Source organism: Bacillus pumilus (genome assembly GCF_009937765.1).
Taxonomy (GTDB): Bacteria; Bacillota; Bacilli; order Bacillales; family Bacillaceae; genus Bacillus; species Bacillus pumilus_O.
The window spans coordinates 1,906,254-1,927,136 of the sequence record NZ_CP047089.1 but is presented as its reverse complement, the minus strand read 5'-3'; the positions used below and the strand labels follow the sequence as shown (position 1 = coordinate 1,927,136).

Annotated in this window: 18 protein-coding genes; all 18 read left to right on the top strand. The window is 39.8% G+C overall.

Going from position 1 to position 20,883, the window contains the following annotated elements; genetic code table 11:
* Positions 1–26: 26 nt before the first annotated feature.
* The 18 genes from bshC (at position 27) to ftsZ (ending at position 20,708) form a co-directional block, all read left to right on the top strand.
* Positions 27–1,646 carry a bacillithiol biosynthesis cysteine-adding enzyme BshC gene (gene bshC / locus GPS65_RS09325; RefSeq protein ID WP_144455953.1) on the top strand — a complete coding sequence of 540 codons (1,620 nt, stop codon included), beginning with the start codon at positions 27–29 and terminating at the stop codon, positions 1,644–1,646.
* Between the two features lie 128 nt (positions 1,647–1,774).
* The gene (mraZ, locus tag GPS65_RS09320) at positions 1,775–2,206 is read left to right on the top strand and encodes a division/cell wall cluster transcriptional repressor MraZ (protein WP_003211163.1); all 432 of its coding nucleotides are present in this window, start codon (positions 1,775–1,777) and stop codon (positions 2,204–2,206) included.
* Between the two features lie 66 nt (positions 2,207–2,272).
* On the top strand, positions 2,273–3,205 hold the full coding sequence (gene rsmH, locus GPS65_RS09315; RefSeq protein ID WP_012009863.1) for a 16S rRNA (cytosine(1402)-N(4))-methyltransferase RsmH: 933 nt from the start codon (positions 2,273–2,275) through the stop codon (positions 3,203–3,205).
* A 37-nt stretch (positions 3,206–3,242) separates the two neighbouring features.
* The gene (ftsL, locus tag GPS65_RS09310; protein ID WP_012009864.1) at positions 3,243–3,590 is read left to right on the top strand and encodes a cell division protein FtsL; all 348 of its coding nucleotides are present in this window, start codon (positions 3,243–3,245) and stop codon (positions 3,588–3,590) included.
* A gap of 7 nt (positions 3,591–3,597) precedes the next feature.
* The gene (locus GPS65_RS09305) at positions 3,598–5,748 is read left to right on the top strand and encodes a penicillin-binding protein (RefSeq protein WP_012009865.1); all 2,151 of its coding nucleotides are present in this window, start codon (positions 3,598–3,600) and stop codon (positions 5,746–5,748) included.
* A gap of 126 nt (positions 5,749–5,874) precedes the next feature.
* Positions 5,875–7,794 carry a stage V sporulation protein D gene (locus GPS65_RS09300; protein ID WP_012009866.1) on the top strand — a complete coding sequence of 640 codons (1,920 nt, stop codon included), beginning with the start codon at positions 5,875–5,877 and terminating at the stop codon, positions 7,792–7,794.
* Between the two features lie 212 nt (positions 7,795–8,006).
* Positions 8,007–9,482 (top strand): UDP-N-acetylmuramoyl-L-alanyl-D-glutamate--2,6-diaminopimelate ligase, encoded by a 1,476-nt coding sequence (locus GPS65_RS09295; RefSeq protein ID WP_119125691.1) that lies wholly within the window; start codon positions 8,007–8,009, stop codon positions 9,480–9,482.
* Between the two features lie 135 nt (positions 9,483–9,617).
* Complete coding sequence (mraY, locus tag GPS65_RS09290; RefSeq protein WP_003211854.1) at positions 9,618–10,592, top strand: phospho-N-acetylmuramoyl-pentapeptide-transferase; 975 nt, start codon at positions 9,618–9,620, stop codon at positions 10,590–10,592.
* Positions 10,593–10,601: 9 nt separating this feature from the next.
* A complete protein-coding gene (murD, locus tag GPS65_RS09285; protein WP_391509240.1) occupies positions 10,602–11,948 on the top strand; it encodes a UDP-N-acetylmuramoyl-L-alanine--D-glutamate ligase in 1,347 nt (448 codons plus the stop codon).
* A 59-nt stretch (positions 11,949–12,007) separates the two neighbouring features.
* Entirely contained in the window at positions 12,008–13,108 is a 1,101-nt protein-coding gene (spoVE, locus tag GPS65_RS09280; RefSeq protein WP_003212197.1) for a stage V sporulation protein E, read from the top strand.
* A gap of 197 nt (positions 13,109–13,305) precedes the next feature.
* The gene (murG, locus tag GPS65_RS09275; RefSeq protein ID WP_119124807.1) at positions 13,306–14,400 is read left to right on the top strand and encodes an undecaprenyldiphospho-muramoylpentapeptide beta-N-acetylglucosaminyltransferase; all 1,095 of its coding nucleotides are present in this window, start codon (positions 13,306–13,308) and stop codon (positions 14,398–14,400) included.
* Between the two features lie 31 nt (positions 14,401–14,431).
* Positions 14,432–15,343 carry a UDP-N-acetylmuramate dehydrogenase gene (gene murB / locus GPS65_RS09270; RefSeq protein ID WP_012009870.1) on the top strand — a complete coding sequence of 304 codons (912 nt, stop codon included), beginning with the start codon at positions 14,432–14,434 and terminating at the stop codon, positions 15,341–15,343.
* 124 nt (positions 15,344–15,467) lie between these two features.
* Entirely contained in the window at positions 15,468–16,247 is a 780-nt protein-coding gene (locus tag GPS65_RS09265; protein ID WP_119124808.1) for a cell division protein FtsQ/DivIB, read from the top strand.
* A complete protein-coding gene (locus GPS65_RS09260) occupies positions 16,244–16,933 on the top strand; it encodes a DUF881 domain-containing protein (protein WP_144481867.1) in 690 nt (229 codons plus the stop codon). The genes GPS65_RS09265 and GPS65_RS09260 overlap by 4 nt, the downstream gene beginning before the upstream one ends.
* Positions 16,934–16,953: 20 nt before the next feature.
* Positions 16,954–17,679 (top strand): DUF881 domain-containing protein, encoded by a 726-nt coding sequence (locus GPS65_RS09255; RefSeq protein ID WP_012009873.1) that lies wholly within the window; start codon positions 16,954–16,956, stop codon positions 17,677–17,679.
* A complete protein-coding gene (locus GPS65_RS09250) occupies positions 17,679–18,047 on the top strand; it encodes a small basic family protein (protein WP_003210988.1) in 369 nt (122 codons plus the stop codon). Before GPS65_RS09255 ends, GPS65_RS09250 begins: the two co-directional genes overlap by 1 nt.
* A 159-nt stretch (positions 18,048–18,206) precedes the next feature.
* Positions 18,207–19,529 carry a cell division protein FtsA gene (gene ftsA, locus GPS65_RS09245; RefSeq protein ID WP_012009874.1) on the top strand — a complete coding sequence of 441 codons (1,323 nt, stop codon included), beginning with the start codon at positions 18,207–18,209 and terminating at the stop codon, positions 19,527–19,529.
* 33 nt (positions 19,530–19,562) lie between these two features.
* Positions 19,563–20,708, top strand: a complete 1,146-nt coding sequence (gene ftsZ, locus GPS65_RS09240; RefSeq protein ID WP_003211613.1) for a cell division protein FtsZ — start codon at positions 19,563–19,565, stop codon at positions 20,706–20,708.
* The last annotated feature ends 175 nt before the right edge of the window (positions 20,709–20,883 follow it).

Here is a 20,883-nt window from a genome sequence, read left to right as displayed (position 1 = left end):
TTTATTGAAGAAAGGAAGTTCTAAACATGCAATTGACTGAACTTTCCATCCGAAGTCAGAATTTATTCATACGTGATTATATAGAAGAAAAAAAAGAGATGACGACTTTTTTTGATTATGATATACATTCTGAGCACACATGGAAAAAGAGATACGACGATCTCATGGAAATGAGCTTCCCGCGCGAGGCTTTAGCGGATTATATGAGTGCATACCACACAAAGTTTGAATCGGCAGCGATGCGTCAGAACATTGAAAAGATCCGTGACAAGCGGAGTGTCATGGTGGTCGGAGGGCAGCAGGCTGGTTTATTAACAGGACCGCTTTATACCATACATAAAATCATATCCATCATTCAGTTTGCAAAAGAAAAAGAAACAGAACTTGGCGTCCCAGTGATTCCGGTCTTTTGGGTAGCCGGTGAGGATCATGACGTAGATGAAATTAATTTTGTGTACACATCTGGCGAAAAAGGGCCAGTGAAACAAAAACTGTCATTACATAACGTCAAAAAAGCGGCTGCGAAAAGAATCCCGCTTGATCAAGAAAAAACTGAGATATGGCTCCGTGATGTATTTTCAACATATGAAGAATCTGCATATACCAATGATTTGCTTGTACAGCTTCTTCGATGTTTACGCAAATCACAAACGTTTACTGATTTCTTTGAATGGATTGTATGTGACCTCTTTGAAGAAGATGGGCTGCTTTTATTTAATTCAGGTGACTTAGGTGTCAAACCACTCGAGCGTACGTTATTCAAGCACATTGTCGAGACAAATGATGAGGTTACTAATCGTTTAAATGAATCACAGGCTGCTATGAAACGAGCAGGATATCAGCCGATTATTGAAGCCGGTGACAATCAGGCGAATCTGTTTTACGAATATGATGAGGAACGTTTCCTAATTGAAAAAGAGAACGGCCGGTTTTTGATATCAGAAGTGGGGCTTACATGGACAAAGGAAGAGCTTTTGAAGGAAGTTGAGGAGCACCCAGAGCGATTTAGCAACAATGTGGTGACGCGTCCCTTGATGCAGGAAACCCTTCTCCCGACACTTGCTTTTATGGCAGGACACGGTGAGGTTAACTATTGGGGAGAGCTGAAAGGAATCTTTGAGCATTTTCAATTAAAGATGGCGCCTGTTCTTCCGAGACTGCATGTGACCATTCTTGAAAGACACATCGACAAGAAACTGCCAGTTAGAGAACTGTCGGTAGAAGAAGTGCTCACAAATGGAGTAAAAGAAAAGAAAGACGCTCACTTTCAGCAAAGCCTTCCAGACAGCTTTGTTCAAGCGGTTGAACATGCCAAACGTGAATTGGCTAATGCTCATGGCGTGATGAGACAAGAAGCACTGGAGATTGAACCAAACTTCGAGCAGCTGCTAGATAAAAATGCCAAATTTATTGAAGACCAGCTTCAATTTGTGTATCAAAAGGTTGCGCAGCGTGTGGAAGAGAAGGAAGGATATATCCTTCGGGACTTTGAACGGATTGAAAATAGTTTAAAACCACTAGATGCCCCACAAGAAAGAATTTGGAACATCATGTACTTTTTAAACAAATATGGTCCAGAATTCTTCAAAACGTTCAAAAATCTGCCATTTTCATTTCAAAACAAGCAACAAATTGTCAAACTTTGAAATAAAGTTTTAATGAACCCTGACTAGTTCAGGGTTTTTTTTTATGGAGAAACAGTGTAGAATAAGTTTTGTGGAGAGAAGTGGTGGATAGTGGAGAGTAAGGGTGAGAAAGTGGGGCTCTGATTATCATGTTCATGGGTGAATACCAACATACGATTGATACAAAAGGGCGCATGATCATCCCTGCTAAATTTAGAGACGGTCTCGGAGAACAGTTTGTGCTGACGAGAGGGCTTGATCAATGTTTATTTGGCTACCCTATGAGTGAGTGGAAACTAATCGAAGAGAAACTCAAAGCACTACCGCTAACGAAAAAAGATGCACGTGCGTTTACCCGGTTCTTCTTCTCTGGCGCAGTCGAATGCGATCTGGACAAGCAGGGGCGTATTAACATCGCATCAAACCTACTCCAATATGCAAAACTCGAAAAAGAATGTGTGGTCATCGGCGTTTCAAATCGAATTGAGTTGTGGAGTAAGTCGATCTGGGAACAATATACAGAAGAGCAAGAAGATTCTTTTGCTGAAATTGCTGAAAACATGATTGGATTTGATATATAATAATCCCTTGTGCAGCAAGCTTTCTACACATTCATTTCTATTTGAAAAAGGTGGGACCATAACATCATGTTTCAACATGAGACAGTATTATTAAAAGAAACAGTTGACGGTTTAAACGTAAAAGAAGACGGTACATATGTGGACTGCACGCTAGGCGGAGCAGGTCATAGCTCATATTTACTATCTCAATTATCAGAAAAAGGTACATTGATTGGTTTTGACCAAGACGATGCTGCACTGGATCATGCACGAGAGAAGCTCGCGGGTTCTAAAGCGAACATTCTTTTCATAAAAAGCAACTTCCGATATTTAAAAGAACGTCTGAATGAACAAGGTATTACAAGCGTAGATGGTGTGATTTTTGATCTTGGGGTATCATCTCCTCAGCTCGACACACCAGAGAGAGGCTTTAGTTATCATCATGATGCACCTCTTGACATGCGAATGGATCAATCAGCCGCATTGTCGGCAAAAAAAGTGGTCAATGAATGGCCATTTGAAGATCTAGTTCGGATTTTCTACAAATATGGGGAAGAAAAGTTCAGCAAGCAAATCGCACGCAAAATTGAAGAAGCAAGAAAAAAAGCGCCAATTGAAACAACGGGTGAGCTTGTCGACATCATCAAAGAAGGAATTCCGGCACCTGCAAGACGAACTGGCGGACATCCAGCGAAAAGAGTGTTTCAAGCGATCCGAATTGCCGTAAATGATGAATTGAAAGTATTTGAAGAAGCACTAGAACAAGCAATAGAGTTACTCAATCCGAAGGGGAGAATTTCTGTCATTACATTCCATTCACTTGAAGACCGGATTTGTAAAAGTACATTTAGAGAAATGTCTTCTCTTCCAGAACTTCCGCACGGACTACCAGTGATTCCAGAAGGACTTGAACCAAAGCTGAAGCTGATCACGAGAAAACCGATCGTTGCATCAGAACAAGAGCTGGAACATAACAACCGTGCCCGTTCAGCGAAGCTCCGAATTGCAGAAAAAAAGTAAAACGACACCATAGATGATGATAAAAAGGAGGTTTCTTATGAGTAATTTGGCTTATCAAAGAGAAGTGAAGCAACATCAAACAGAGCAGCAAGGCCAATCGGTTGTCATTAAAAGAAGAGGTTCTATCACACTTGGTGAAAAAATCTTACTTGTCATGTTTGTCATGGCTCTTATGTGCAGCTCGATTCTCATCATTTCTAAAGCTTTTGCTGTCTATCATGCCAATATCGAAGTGCAGAAGCTAGAACAGCAAGTATCTTTAGAATCGAAGAAAATCACTGAGTTACAAAAGGAAAAAGACTTGCTGAGTGAACCAGAAAGAATCATCGAAGCTGCAAAAAAAGCAGGCTTAAGCATATCGAAAGATGTTAAGAAGGTCGATTAACATGGCGATGCCTAAAAAGAATAAAATGATGAACAGAGGCGCGGCAATTGCAAGTATTTGCTTCGCCCTGTTTTTCTTTATCATCCTAGCACGTTTTATCTATATTCAAATTACTGGAACGGTTGATGGACAAGTATTAGCCGCTAAGGCAAATGAACAATATCAATCGAAGAAAACACTTGAAGCCAAAAGGGGATCTATTTTAGACCGGAATGGAAATGTGATCGCTGAGGATACATCTGTGTATAAACTCATTGCGGTCATGAGCAAGAAAATGACAGTGGATCTTAAGCATCCAATGCATGTCGTCGATAAAGAAAAGACGGCAAAAGAGCTCTCAAAAGTCATCGATATGAGCGAAAGCGAAATTTTAAAGCGTCTCAATACAAAAGATGCATTCCAAGTGGAGTTTGGTAAAGCGGGGAAGGATATTAGTTTTTCAACGAAGGAAAAAATTGAAAAGCTAAAACTTCCAGGTATTGCTTTTGAAAAAGACACGAAGCGCTATTATCCAAACGGCATGTTTGCCTCTAACCTCATCGGTTACGCCAGATTAAATGAGGCGACAAAGGACATGTCAGGTGCAATGGGACTTGAGAAGGCACTGAACAAATATTTAAAAGAAAAAGACGGCTATGTGACATATAACAGTGACAGAAGCGGATGGGCCTTACCGAATAGTAAAGAAGACATTGTCGCACCGAAAGACGGGAAAAATGTCACGCTGACCATTGATCAGAAAATACAAGCGTTTCTTGAAGAAAGTATGACACAGGTTGCCAAAAAGTATAAGCCGAAGAAAATCATTGCTACAGTCGTTGATCCGAAAACTGGAAAGGTTCTCGCAATGGGACAGCGACCAAGCTTTAATTTAAATGAACTAGACATTACGAATTATAACAATGATGTGATTTCATATGCGTTTGAACCAGGTTCAACGATGAAGATCTTTACCTTAGCTGCGGCGATCCAAGAAGGGGTCTACCAAGGCAATGATAAATATCAATCTGGTACTTATAAAGTAGGCGGCGGACTTGTAAGAGACCACAACAATGGAAATGGCTGGGGCAAAATTGATTTTCATCAAGGGGTTCTTCGCTCATCAAACGTGGCCTTTGCAAAGCTCGCAAAAGAAAAACTAGGCTTCACACGCTACGAACAATATTTGCAGAAGTTCCATTTCTATGACAAAACGGGGATTGATTTGCCGAACGAGGCGTCTAGCAAAATCAATTATAGATATGAATATGACAAAGCATCGACTGCTTATGGTCAAGCATCAGCTATCACACCGATTCAACAAATTGAAGCAGCCACAGCGATAGCAAATGGCGGAACAATGATGAAGCCATATGTCATTGACCATATTACAGACCCGAACACAAACAAAACGATTTTGCAGCACGAACCAACAGCAGCAGGAAAACCAATTTCATCTGATACAGCGAAGCAAGTCCGTGACATTTTAGGTGAGGTTGTTTCTTCAAAAATTGGAACAGGTCAGCCTTACCAAATCAAAGGCTTCGACGTTGCTGGGAAAACAGGAACGGGGCAAATTGGTGGTGCCGGCGGTTACCTCCAAGGACGAAACGATTATGTCTTTTCATTTATGGGAATGGCGCCAAAAGATGATCCGAAGCTACTTGTGTATGTGGCTGTTCAGCAGCCGCAGCTGTCTGAAACAGAAACGGGGTCGGCTCCGGTTTCTCAAATCTTTAACCCTGTCATGAAAAATAGTTTGCTATATTTAAATATTGCACCAACAAAAACAGACGATAAAAAATCAGGCGAAGAAAAAGTGAAACAAGAAACGATGCCTTCATACCTGGATTTAGAAGTGAAGCAGGCAGAAACAGAAGCCAAAAAGAAAAACTTAACGCCTGTTGTCATCGGCGACGGGCTCTCCATTAAACGCCAGTGGCCGAGTGCCGGCTCTGAATTCTCTGAAAGCCAGAAAGTGTTCTTGAAAACAGCAGGTAAAACCATTAAGATGCCTGATATGACAGGCTGGTCCAGAAGGGAAGTCCTTCAATATGCTTCGATTGCCGGTGTGCATATAGAAACAAATGGACAAGGATATGCTGTGAAACAAAGTGTCAAAAGTGGAGCAGAGATTTCAGACAAAGTCGTCACTGTGACATTTAAAAGTCCAAATTAACTTGAAACCTAGCAAATCACTTGCTAGGTTTTTTTCTGTTGCTCCAGCAGAATATCAAGGAGCGTTCTACAAAAGGACGGGCCTGCATATGATGAAAATAAGCCATATGTAAGGAGTGAACCGGGCGTGCGAGTGTCGAGTGTAACAGTGAGAAAACGATTGCTTTTCGTGCTGCTGTTTGGGGTGATCATTTTTTTCATCATAGATACTAGATTAGGATATGTGCAGTTTATTATGGGCGAGAAGCTGACAAGCTTAGCAAAAGATTCATGGAGTAGAAACCTTCCATTCGAACCGGAACGAGGAGATATCTTGGACCGGAATGGAGTAGAGCTTGCGACGAACAAAAGTGCTCCATCTATTTTAGTTGTCCCTCGGCAAATTAAAGATCCTGCAGAAACAAGTAAGAAATTAGCAGCAGTGCTGAATATGTCTGAAGAGAAAGCGTACAAACACGTCACGAAGAAAACATCAATAGAACGAATTTCACCTGAGGGCAGAAAGGTATCACATGAAAAAGCAAAAGAAGTGAGAGAGCTTGATTTAGAAGGTGTGTATGTAGCAGAAGACAGCATCAGACATTATCCGTTTGGCAGCTTTCTTTCACATGTACTTGGTTTTGCTGGCATCGATAATCAAGGCTTACTAGGGCTTGAAGCCTACTATGATGACGACCTAAAAGGTGAAAAAGGCTCTGTGAAATTTTATTCTGATGCAAAAGGGCAAAAAATGCCAGATGAAGCAGATGATTATACACCCCCTAAAGATGGTCTTGATATGAAATTGACAGTCGATGCAAAAGTACAAACTATCATAGAACGGGAATTAGACAACGCGCAGGCAAAGTATAATCCTGATGGTATGATTGCGATTGCGATGAATCCGAAAAATGGTGAAGTGCTCGGAATGTCGAGCAGACCAGATTTTGATCCAGCTGATTATCAATCAGTTGATTCAAAAGTGTTCAACCGAAATCTACCGGTGTGGAGCACATATGAGCCGGGTTCAACATTTAAAATTATTACACTTGCAGCAGCATTAGAAGAGAAGAAAGTTAATTTAAAACGTGATTCATTTTTTGACAGCGGATCTGTGACAGTTGATGGTGCAAGGCTTAGGTGCTGGAAAAAAGGCGGACATGGATCGCAGTCATTCTTGGAAGTCGTTCAAAATTCCTGTAACCCCGGCTTTGTAGAGCTGGGAGACCGTCTGGGTAAAGAAAAATTATTTTCTTATATCAAAAATTTCGGATTTGGCCAAAAAACCGGAATTGACCTTCAAGGAGAAGGGCGTGGGATTTTGTTCCCGCTTGATCGTGTAGGTCCTGTAGAGCAGGCGACCACGGCCTTTGGTCAAGGTGTTTCTGTTACACCGATTCAACAAGTGGCTGCAGTAGCAGCTGCAGTAAATGGTGGGACACTTTACACGCCATATATTGCAAAAGAGTGGATAGATCCAATCACAAAAGAGGTCGTGAAAAAGCAATCGCCTATTGCCAAAAAGAAAGTGATTTCAGCAGAAACATCTAAAGAAATCAGGTATGCACTTGAAAGTGTAGTCGCCCAAGGAACTGGCCGAAATGCATTTGTTGAAGGGTATCGGGTCGGCGGAAAAACAGGAACAGCCCAGAAGGTAAAGGACGGAAAGTATATGGAGAATAACCATATTGTGTCGTTTATCGGTTTTGCGCCTGCCGATGACCCAAGTATCGTAGTCTATGTGGCTGTGGATAACCCAAAAGGCACCATTCAATTTGGTGGTACCGTTGCCGCGCCAATTGTTGGTCATATTATGCGGGATAGCCTGCCTGAGATGGGTGTGAAAAAAAGAAAAGGCCAAATTGAAAAGAAGTATCAGTGGCTGGACACAAAAACCATTGAAGTACCGAATCTTGTAGGAGGATCTGTTTCAGATCTTGAATCCCTCTTGATTAACTTAAAGATCGATGCCTCAGGAACTGGCAGTAAGGTAGTGAAGCAATCACCTGCTGCGGGGACAAAGGTCAAAGAAGGCTCGACGATCAGATTATACTTAAACGATGAATAATAAAGAATAAACAGAGGGTAGCCGCACTCATTTGGCTACCTCTTTTTGTTGAAAGAGAAGGACAGTTTGAAAAAAAGAGTCCAAAGTGTGTTTTTTCCAACAGAAACTTAAGGAATACGCTGGATGTATCCTTTTTTTTACGATAAAATATAGACTGTGTGTTTTTTTCACAAGACATGCACGTGAACGAATTTGAGAGGTTTGATATGAAAATGAAATTACAAGAACTGCTTACATACTTTAAAAGTGAAAACAACGAATTGATAAACGAAAATCCTGATATCACTTCCATTGAAATGGATTCAAGAGAGGTGAAAGAGGGAAGCCTTTTTGTCTGTATAAAAGGCTATACAGTAGATGGACATGATTACGCTGAAAAAGCGGTGAAAAGCGGGGCTGCAGCCATTGTAGCAGAACACCCACTTAACATAACAGATGTACCAGTCATTATTGTGAAACACTCTCAAAGAGCACTTGCAAGAATAGCTGATGCGTTTTATGAACAGCCCACTCATAAGCTGAATCTCATTGGGATCACTGGTACAAATGGAAAAACCTCAACAACACACATGATCGAACAAGTGATGAGAAAAGCCGAAAAGAAAACAGGCTTAATCGGTACGATGTATATGAAAGTGAATGATGACATTCTCGACGTGAAAAATACCACACCTGAAAGTGTCACACTTCAGAAAACGTTTAAACAGATGCTTGATCAAGATGTAGACACAGCCATCATGGAAGTATCATCACATGCCCTCCATCTTGGCAGAGTACATGGATGTGATTATGATATTGCGGTTTTCACAAACCTTACACAGGACCATCTTGACTACCACAACACAATGGAAGAATATAAACATGCGAAAAGCTTGTTGTTTTCTCAGCTTGGAAGTGCCTTTCATCACAATAAACCGAAGCATGCGATTTTAAATGCAGATGATGAGGCTTCGAGTTATTTTGAAAAAGTCACTGCTGCTGAAGTCATGACGTATGCCCTAGAGCAAAAAGCAGATGTCATGGCAAAAAATATTCAAATCATGCCGAAGGGAACTCAATTTGATTTGGTCACTCCAATCGGCACCAAGAAAGTGACGGTTGCCCTCGTCGGGAAGTTCAATGTGTATAATATCCTTGCAGCTGTATCAGTTGGGATCGTATCTGGCTTAACATTTGAGACGATCGTGAGTGCGATTGAAGAGCTTGAAGGAGTCAAAGGCAGATTTGAACTTGTAAACTGCGATCAAGATTTCCCGGTCATCGTAGATTACGCGCATACACCTGACAGTTTAGAAAATGTCCTCACAACGTGTAGAGAATTAACAGAGGGCAAAATTTTCTGTGTGATTGGCTGCGGTGGTGATCGTGATAAAACAAAGCGTCCTCAAATGGCTCAAATCGCTGTGAAATATGCAGATGAACCTGTATTTACGTCAGACAACCCAAGAAGCGAAGATCCTTCAGCCATTTTAAAAGATATGGAAAATGGGGTACCAGACGCATATTATCATAGCTTTGTGAATCGGAAACAAGCGATTTTCTTTGCCATTGCCAATGCAAAAAAAGGCGATACAGTCCTAATAGCGGGTAAAGGCCATGAGACCTATCAAATTATTGGCGATCAAGTCCATGACTTTGATGATGCAAAAATTGCTGTTGATGCTATTTTAGACCTAAACAAATCTTAAAATGATGAAAAGAGTGTAATGAAATGAAGCATTTTGTACAAAAACAACATACGAAGAACAAGAATGAATACCATAATAATGAATGCAATTTTCTGATGGAAAACGGCTTTGGAAATTCGGAAGGAGTAAAGAACGATGCTTGAACAGGTGATATTGTTTACAATCATAATGGGATTTTTAATCAGTGTTCTTTTATCCCCGATTTTTATACCGTTTTTAAGAAGACTAAAATTTGGTCAAAGTATTAGAGAAGAAGGCCCACAGTCGCACCAAAAGAAATCTGGAACGCCGACAATGGGCGGCATCATGATTATCTTTTCTATCACTATTACAACAATTGTGATGATCAACAAATTTTCTGAGATTAGTCCAGAAATGTTTTTACTGTTATTTGTCACACTTGGTTACGGCCTATTAGGATTTTTAGATGATTATATTAAAGTAGCGATGAAACGAAATCTTGGATTAACATCGAAACAGAAATTAATCGGTCAAATTGTGATCGCTGTGATCTTTTATGCAGTTTTCCATTATTATCAGTTTGCAACGACAATTCGCATTCCAGGAACAGACGTCAGCTTTGATTTAGGATGGGCTTACTTTATCCTTGTTGTCTTCATGCTTGTCGGAGGTTCTAATGCCGTAAACTTAACAGATGGACTGGATGGTCTCTTATCTGGAACAGCTGCTATTGCTTTCGGAGCATTTGCTATACTGGCTTGGAATCAATCGCAGTATGATGTAGCAATCTTTTCAGTAGCTGTTGCAGGCGCTGTCCTTGGCTTCCTTGTGTTTAACGCACATCCTGCAAAAGTATTTATGGGTGATACAGGTTCTCTAGCATTAGGCGGAGCTATTGTAGCAATTGCGATTTTAACGAAGCTTGAAATTTTACTTGTCATTATTGGTGGGGTATTTGTTGTAGAGACGTTATCCGTTATTCTTCAAGTCATTTCCTTTAAAACAACCGGCAAAAGAATCTTTAAGATGAGTCCACTTCACCACCACTATGAATTAGTTGGCTGGTCAGAGTGGAGAGTAGTTGTCACCTTCTGGACAGCTGGTTTATTACTGGCTGTTTTAGGAATTTACATCGAGGTGTGGTTATAATTGAATAAGATGCAAATGTTAAAAAATGAACATGTACTAGTATTAGGTCTTGCTAAAAGCGGATATGCAGCAGCTTCAATTCTTCATGAACATGGAGTAAATGTGACGGTAAATGATCAAAAACCATTTGAAGAGAATGAACCTGCTCAGCTACTTTCTGAAAAGGGGATTGATGTCGTTTGTGGCAGTCATCCTCTTCGTATATTCGAAGATAAAGACATTACAATTTTAATTAAAAATCCAGGCATTCCTTATGAAAATGTGATGGTTCAAGAAGCGCTTCGCCGTCAAATTCCAGTTTGGACTGAAATAGAATTAGCGTATCATTTAACCTCATCTCCTTTTATTGGGATTACTGGATCGAATGGAAAAACCACTACCACGACATTAATTTATGAAATGCTGAAAAAAGACAGCCAAAAAACATTAGTGGCTGGTAATATTGGAACAGTTGCCAGTGAAGTCGCTGCAAATGCAGATGGCGATGAGTGGATCGTAACGGAACTCTCTTCTTTTCAGTTAATGGGAACAGTTGAATTTAGACCGAAAATCAGCTTAATATTAAATATTTTTGATGCACATTTAGACTATCACCACACTCGTGAAGAATATGAAAAAGCAAAGCAGAAAGTATTCGCACATCAACATGAAGATGACATTGCTGTCATTAACTTAGATGATCCTTCAGTTGTAAAACTAGCAGAAGGTTCAAAAGCAAAAAAAGTGTTTTTCTCAGTGAAAGAGCCAGTAGAACATGGTGCGTTTATTCAACATGGTGCAATTTACTACATGAATGAACATATCATTGATGTAAAGGATGTTGTCCTTCCTGGTGAACATAACCAAGAAAACATTTTGGCAGCTATTTGTGTTGTGAAAAATGCAGGTTGCTCAAATGATGCAATCGTTCACGTTCTCACGACATTTGGTGGAGTGAAGCATCGTCTGCAATTTGTAGATACAATTCAGAGTCGGAAATTTTATAACGATAGTAAAGCAACCAATATTTTGGCAACAAGTAAAGCATTGTCAGCTTTCGAACAACCGACTATTTTGTTAGCAGGTGGACTTGATCGAGGCAATGAATTTGATGAATTGAAACCTTTTATGAAACATGTAAAAGGAATGATCACGTTTGGTGAGACTGCACCTAAGTTTGTGAAGCTTGGTGAAGAGCTTGGAATACATCATGTAAAACATGTCGATAATGTTGAACAAGCAGTACCTGCGGCGTTTAACATATCTGAAGAAGAAGACGTGATTTTATTATCTCCGGCTTGTGCAAGCTGGGATCAACATAAAACATTTGAAGAACGTGGAGACATGTTTGTAAACGCCGTGCATATGCTTAAATAAGGGCTTGTCTCTCATACGACTGACAGCCCAAATGAAATTATGCTTGGGGTGTCGGTCTCTTGACGAATAAGAAAACTTCTCCGGATTTTTTGCTTGTTGTCATTACGTTACTTTTATTGACGATTGGTTTAATTATGGTGTACAGCGCTAGTGCAGTGTGGGCATCGTATAAATTTGATGATTCGTTTTATTTTGCAAAAAGACAGCTGTTGTTTGCCGGAATCGGAGTTATCGCAATGTTTTTCATTATGCGAGTCGATTATTGGACGTGGCGGACTTGGTCAAAGATATTGATTGCTGTTTGTTTTCTCCTTTTGCTGCTTGTACTTATTCCTGGCATCGGTATGGAGAGAAATGGATCAAGAAGCTGGATCGGTGTCGGTGCGTTTAGTATTCAGCCCTCTGAATTTATGAAGCTTGCGATGATTGCGTTTCTTGCAAAATTCTTATCTGAAAAACAAAAAAATATCACATCCTTTCGCAAAGGTTTTGCCCCAGCTTTAGGCATTGTATTTTCTGCATTTGCCATCATTATGCTTCAACCAGATCTGGGAACAGGAACGGTAATGGTTGGAACCTGTATTATCATGATATTTGTTTCAGGTGCGAGAATTGCTCACTTTATATTTCTCGGTCTTATAGGGCTCAGCGGGTTTGCCGCGCTTGTCTTATCAGCACCCTACCGAATAAAACGAATTACATCATACTTAAATCCTTGGGAAGATCCGCTAGGCAGTGGGTTTCAAATTATTCAGTCCTTATACGCTGTTGGTCCAGGTGGTCTGTTCGGAATGGGACTTGGTCAAAGTAGGCAAAAATTCTTCTATTTACCTGAGCCCCAAACGGACTTCATCTTTGCGATATTGTCTGAAGAGCTTGGCTTTATAGGAGGATCACTTATTTTACTCCTCTTTAGTGTTCTATTATGGAGAGGCATACGAATAGCACTTGGAGCGCCAGACTTATATGGTAGTTTCCTAGCAGTTGGTATTATTTCAATGGTTGCCATTCAAGTAATGATTAACATCGCAGTTGTCACAGGACTGATTCCTGTGACAGGTATTACGCTCCCATTCCTTAGTTATGGCGGCTCATCATTGACATTAATGCTGATGGCGATTGGCGTACTTCTGAATGTCAGCAGGTACGCAAGATATTAGCTTGATGTAGCTAATGAAAACATGTTGACGTTTATTTTGCAAAAGTATAAAAAAATGATTTGAAGAGTGAAAATGACAGTTTTTGTTTCGAAAACGTGTATTTTGACTCTTCTTTACAGGTTTTAATGGAGCCCTGTTGTTTAAAACAGGGTTTATACTTTGTTCAGAGCAGAAAAAAATCGAGGGGAAATGGTATAATGCGTATAGTAATCAGTGGAGGCGGAACAGGCGGACATATTTATCCAGCCTTAGCCTTTATTAAAGAAGTGAAAAGACTGCATCCTGATGTGGAATTTTTATATATTGGTACTGAAAATGGACTTGAAAAGAAAATTGTAGAAAGAGAAAATATCCCTTTCAAGGCGATAGAAATTTCAGGTTTTAAACGAAAACTTTCCTTTGATAACGTCAAAACGGTGATGAGGTTTTTAAAAGGCGTTCAAAAAAGCAAATCTTACTTAAAAGAATTCAAGCCTGATGCGGTTATTGGAACAGGCGGTTATGTGTGTGGTCCTGTGGTTTATGCAGCTTCTAAGCTGAAGATCCCGACTATTATACACGAACAAAACAGCCTGCCTGGTATTACAAATAAGTTCCTAGCGAGATATGTTAATAAGGTAGCCATATGCTTTGATGAAGCAAAGGCACATTTTCCTTCTGAAAAGGTTGTATTTACGGGAAACCCTAGAGCCTCTGAAGTCGTCTCTATAAAAGAGGGGAAATCTCTTAAAGAATTTGGGCTTGATGAAAACAAAAAAACGGTTCTTATTTTCGGCGGGAGCCGAGGCGCTGCTCCAATCAATAGAGCAGTAATTGAAATGCAAGAGGGTTTAAAGGCAAAAAACTACCAGCTTTTATATATCACAGGCGAGGTTCATTATGAAAAGGTGTTGAATGAACTAAAGGAAAAAGGTTTAGCACCTAACATGATCACAAAACCTTTCTTGCATCAGATGCCGGAGTACCTGAAGTCGATCGATGTGATTGTTGCAAGAGCAGGAGCTACAACTATTGCTGAAGTAACGGCTCTTGGAATCCCAACCATTTTTATTCCGAGCCCATACGTGACGGCAAATCATCAGGAAATCAATGCAAGATCACTTGAAAAACATGATGCTGCGATTGTTTTAAGAGAATCAGAGCTTACAGGGGATCGTCTGCTGCATGCTATTGATGAAATTGCTGGTAATGAAGAAAAGCTCAACCAAATGAGCCGTTTAACGAAAGAACTCGGAGTACCAGATGCGGCTACACGTTTATATAATGTGTTAAAAGAAATTACGACTACATGATGGAATGATATTAGGTAAGGCGGAGGGTAATATGGAGAACTTGAAGAATGAATTATTAGAAGCGCAAGTTGGTAAAGTACTTGAAAACGAGCCGCTTGCGAATCATACAACAATGAAAATAGGCGGACCAGCAGATCTTTTGATCATCCCAAAAGATATCGATGCAGTGAAAACGATCATGGATCATGTGAAAAAACACCAGACGAATTGGACGGTTATTGGAAGAGGTTCGAATTTACTTGTACTCGATAAAGGAATTCGAGGGGTTGTCCTAAAGCTGGGTACTGGACTGGATCACCTAACTGTAAATGATGAAGAAATTACAGTCGGCGGTGGTTACTCTGTTGTAAGGCTCGCAACATCGCTTAGTAAACAGGGTCTTTCAGGCTTGGAATTTGCAGCTGGTATTCCGGGGTCTATTGGCGGCGCTGTTTATATGAACGCAGGTGCACATGGATCTGATATCAGTAAAATTCTTGTGAAAGCTAGAATCTTATTTGAAGACGGAAGTATCGAGTGGCTTACAAATGAACAAATGAATTTTAGCTATCGAACGTCAGTCCTTCAAAAGGAACGACCTGGCATTGTTCTCGAAGCTGTGTTTAAGCTCAAGCAGGATGACCGCGAGAAAATCACAAAGAAGATGCAACAAAATAAAGATTATCGTAAAGAAACCCAGCCTTATAATCGGCCATGTGCTGGCAGTATTTTTCGAAATCCGCTGCCTGAATATGCAGGACAGCTTGTAGAAAAAGCGAATTTAAAAGGATACCAACTCGGCGGAGCTAGAATTTCTGATATGCACGGAAACTTTATTGTCAACGCTGGTGGAGCCACTGCTCAAGACGTACTAGACTTAATTCAGTTCATCCAAAAGAAAATTAAAGAAGACTACAACGTAGAGATGCATACAGAAGTAGAAATTATCGGTGAAGAAAACTAACAGGTAGTTTTTATGAATGATCACATCAGAAGAAAACAAACGGCATGAAAGAATGCCGTTTGTTTTCTCATCAAAATGATGACCCAAAGGTGTGGACAAGCAGCTTTGAATGAGGTGAAGAGTTATGCGGCCTGATCATGAAAATGAAAAGATCGTCAATATAGAAGAGCGAATTCCTAAAATTAAAGAACAAAGGAAACAAAAAGCGAACCGGAGACTGATCTCTTTTATACTACTGTTTTTTATCATGGTTTTAATCATTATTTATTTGCAGACACCTATCAGCAAGATATCTTCATTAACCATCACAGGTAACGAACATGTCTCTACAAAACAGCTTGTTAAACTTTCACAAATTAAAGAAGGCGAAACAGAGTTTTGGAATTTAAATAAAGATATAACATCAGATCATATTAAACAAAATAAACTGATTAAAAGTGTCAGTATCAAAAAACATTTCCCAAATAAAGTGAGTATTGCTGTCAAAGAATATGCAAATATTGCGTATCTTCAAAAGGGAAATCTATATTATGAGCTTCTTGAAAATGGGACCGCATTACCAGAAGAAGTGACACCGAGTCATGCAGGACCTATTTTTGTCGATTGGGACAATAAGGAGAAGCTGAAGCAAACGGTTAAATCTTTAAATCAACTGCCAGCCTCTATTCAGGAACTCATCTCAGAAGTTTATTATGTGCCGACAAATTCAAACAAGTGGTTAGTTAAATTTTATATGAATGACGGAAACACTGTGATTGCTTCAATTAAAACATTCGGTGATAAAATGAAAACCTATCCAGCCATTGTTAAAGAGCTTTCGTCATCTGAAAAAGGCACAATTCATATGGAAGTCGCTACGTATTTCGAAGCGTTTAAATCTAAGAAAAAGGATGATGAGCGTTGAGGGGCAAAACAGTTATATTCTCAATTGTCATGCTTGTTCTTGGCTTTCTGATATCTTTTTCATACCAATATACAAAGCAGCATCAGGCAGATGTCATTCGGACAGAGCAATGGAAAAAAGAATACTCTCTGAAAAGTCAGCTCACAACGCAAGAAAAGGCGAATCAGAAACTCGAAAAAGAATTATATAGTCTTCAATCAAAGGTACAAGCAACAGAGTCCAATTTGAAAAATGAAAAAGAGCAGTATTTTAATGTATTGGAAGATGTTGAGAAATACAGAATGTTTACAGGAGAGATCGGTGTAAAAGGAAAAGGGGTAAAAGTGTCTCTTGAAGATGCATCTTATATCCCGAGTGGACAAAATTTAAATAATTACATTGTGCATGAGAGCCATATTTTTCATGTGATAAACGAACTATTTATATCAGGTGCTTCTGCTGTATCTATTAATGGACAAAGAATCACACACCAATCATACATACATTGTAACGGACCAGTTGTCACAGTAGATGGTGTTCAGCATCCAGCACCATTTGTGATATCTGCTATTGGTGATCCAGCTGTGTTAATACCAGCTTTAAATATTGCAGGGGGAGTGGTCGATCAGCTGACAAGTGATCACATTTCAATGACGATTGAGAAAACGGATATTCGTATGAATTCTCTTTTAAGAAACAAAGATTAAAAGTGAAAAGGTGAGTGGTGTTGAGGAAAAAGAAGCCTTTACTTAGTTTAACAGTTTTAATGATCATATTTGGCATCATGGTCTCCATCCAATTCAATTCCTTACAAAAGCCCGAAGTTCGAGATACTCGTGATGTGTGGGAACTGAGAGAGGATTTATCTGCATCTAAAAGTAAGGAATTGGATTTATTGAAAGAAATTGATAAATACGACGAGATGCTTAAAAAATATGGTCATCAAGGAGATCGATCAAAAGAAGCACAATTAACAAAAACGTTAAAAGATTTAAAAGAAAAGGCTGGTTTTACAGAAGTGGAAGGGGAGGGGATTGAAATTGAAATTTCTCAGCTTTTTTCCAAGGACCTTACCGGAGAAGAAGTGAAAAATATCCCACCTGATCTTCTGAAAAAGTTAATTAACGAAGCCAATATGTTTGGGGCAAAACATATTTCTATTAATGATCGCCGTGTGATTAATACAAGTGTGATTCGAGATATTAATGGCACGACAAAAATGGATGGCTACAGCTTAGATAGTGATGAAGTCACCATTAAAATGATTGGTGAGCAGGCCGACAAATTATACAGCCGTTTAAATGTATCAGATATTGGTGACTTGTTTGCTCAGGAAAACTTCAGCTTGAGTATAAGCCAGCCGAAGAAAAAAATTCATTTAAAAGCATATGACGGTGCAATTCAAGTAAACGAATTGAAGCCTCTTGACGATGTAAAGGAGGGGAAATCTTAATGTGGCTTCCTGTACTTGGCTTAATCATAGGAGTTGCGATCGGTTTCTTAACTAATTTTACGATACCGAATGAGTATTCCAATTATCTTTCCCTCGCTGTACTTGCTGCGCTTGATACATTGATTGGTGGTATCCGGGCACATCTGCAAGGGGCATACGATGAACTAGTGTTTGTATCAGGCTTCTTCTTTAATATTATACTGGCAATAAGTTTAGCTTTTCTGGGCGTCCATCTTGGTGTAGACTTGTACTTAGTTGGAATGTTTGCATTCGGCGTTAGATTGTTTCAAAATATAGCAGTAATCAGAAGAATTCTACTAACAAAATGGACAATTTCTAGAGAAAAAAAGAAAAAAAGTGAGTCATAAAAAAGGATATACATATGATGTAACGAATATTTTCAGTAATCCTTATAAAAAATGTTGATTTTTTAAGTTTTGTTACACACTTGTAAAAACACATTCATTGTATTGTTGTTCAGCAAATAATAGAATAGAAAGTATTGATATGTGAGGAGGTGCCATAGAATGAACAACAATGAAATTTACGTCAGCCTTGACATCGGTACATCCAATATAAAAGTCATCGTCGGAGAAATGGCGGATGATTCGCTTAACATTATAGGTGTTGGAAATGTCCCTTCAGAGGGGTTAAAAAAAGGATCGATTGTTGATATAGATGAGACAGTTCATTCTATTAGACAAGCATTTGAACAGGCTGAGAGAATGGTAGGTTTTCCTTTACAAAAGGCGATTGTCGGAATTAACGGAAACCACATTCATATTCAGAATACGAGCGGCGTAGTCGCAGTATCTAGTGAAAACAAAGAAATACATGCTGAAGATGTGAGACGTGTCTTAGATGCTGCACAAGTAGTATCTATTCCTCAAGAACATCTCGTCGTAGACGTGATTCCGAGACAATTTATCGTGGACGGAAGAGATGAGATCACAGATCCGAAAAAAATGCTTGGTGTTCGGCTAGAGGTGGAAGGATCGTTAATTACAGGTTCTAAAACGATTCTACATAACTGGCTCCGATGTGTAGAAAGAGCTGGAATTGAAATTATGGATATATGCTTGCAGCCACTTGCATCGGGCTCAGCAGCATTATCGAAAGATGAAAAAAATCTCGGGGTAGCTCTTGTCGATATCGGCGGCGGATCTACAACGATTTCCGTATTTGAAAACGGGCATCTCTATTCTACTCACAGTATCCCTTTGGGCGGAGAGAACATAACAAAAGATTTGTCTATAGGACTTAGAACTTCCACTGAAGAAGCTGAACGAATCAAAAAACAATTTGGGCATGCGTTTTATGATGAGGCATCGACGGAAGAGACATTTGAAGTTTCTGTGATCGGTACTGATCAAAAACAAACGTATACACAGCTTGATGCAGCTAACATTATTGAAGCGCGGCTGGAGGAAATCTTGCTCTTTGTTGCAGAGGAATTAAGAAATATGGGTGTTCATGATTTGCCTGGTGGATTCGTTCTCACAGGTGGACAAGCAGCCATACCAGGTATCCTTTCTCTTGCACAAACGGTTTTGCAAAACAATGTTAGGATTGCAAGTCCGAATTATATCGGGGTGAGAGAGCCTCAATATATGACAGGAGTGGGTCTGATCCACTTTGCTTATCGCAATGCAAAGATTCAGGGCAGACAGGTTGGATTCCAAATGCCAGATGAGGCGTTTCATGAAGTAGGCGCATCCATGGAGCCGGTTTCTTCTGCACCACAAGTGAAAGAAGCGCAGCCAAGACCGAAAGTAAAACAAAAAGCACAACAAGAGACAAATAAAAAACCGGGCAAAATGAAAAAACTATTTAATATGTTCTGGGAATAGAATTAGATTTTCGACGGATTAGGAGGATTCAGCATGTTGGAGTTTGAAACAAATATAGACGGCCTAGCATCAATTAAAGTAATCGGAGTAGGTGGCGGCGGGAATAACGCTGTCAACCGAATGATCGAAAATGACGTACAAGGTGTCGATTTTATTGCAGTCAATACTGATGCACAGGCATTAAACCTATCAAAAGCAGAAACTAAAATGCAAATCGGTGCTAAGCTGACAAGAGGGCTTGGAGCAGGTGCGAATCCTGAGGTCGGTAAAAAAGCTGCTGAGGAAAGCAAAGAGCAGATTGAAGAAGTATTAAAAGGCGCAGATATGGTCTTCGTTACAGCTGGTATGGGCGGTGGAACTGGTACGGGTGCTGCACCTGTCATTGCAAAAATCGCAAAAGATTCTGGTGCATTGACAGTTGGAGTTGTGACTCGTCCTTTCACATTTGAAGGAAGAAAACGTCAGCTTCAAGCAGTAGAAGGAATTGCTTCTATGAAAGAAGCAGTTGACACATTAATTGTGATTCCAAACGATCGCTTGCTTGAAATTGTTGATAAAAACACGCCAATGCTGGAAGCGTTCCGCGCAGCAGATAACGTGCTAAGACAAGGTGTTCAAGGGATTTCCGATTTGATTGCAACACCAGGTCTGATTAACCTTGACTTTGCTGACGTGAAAACAATCATGTCCAATAAAGGATCGGCTCTAATGGGAATTGGCGTCGCTACAGGCGAAAATCGTGCTGCTGAAGCTGCGAAGAAAGCCATTTCTTCACCACTTCTAGAAACAGCGATTGATGGTGCTCAAGGCGTCATCATGAACATTACGGGTGGTACGAACCTAAGTCTTTATGAAGTGCAAGAAGCAGCAGATATTGTGGCTTCTGCTTCTGACGAAGATGTAAACATGATTTTCGGGTCTGTCATCAATGATAACTTGAAGGATGAAATTGTGGTGACTGTGATCGCTACTGGATTCATCGAGCAAGAACCAGAAGTGACAAAATCACAAAGAAACCCATTAGGACAAGGATTAAAGCAAAATCAATCCATTCCTCAAAAACGTGAAGTAAAACGCGAGGAACATCAACAGCCATCATCTCAGCCTAGACAAAATACACAATCAAGTGATGATACGCTAGACATTCCAACGTTCTTACGCAACCGCAATAAACGCTAATCAAGTATCGCTTAACCCCTTCCATTGGAAGGGGTTTTTTCATGTCTCAACGTATAAGAGAATCTAATCAAAAAGTCTTAAGTGCGAGAAAGTCATTTCAACTTCCATGTGTAATTTGACTTATGGTGTTTAAGAAAAAAGAATCATTTTTACTCCCTCTTACAAAAAACGACAA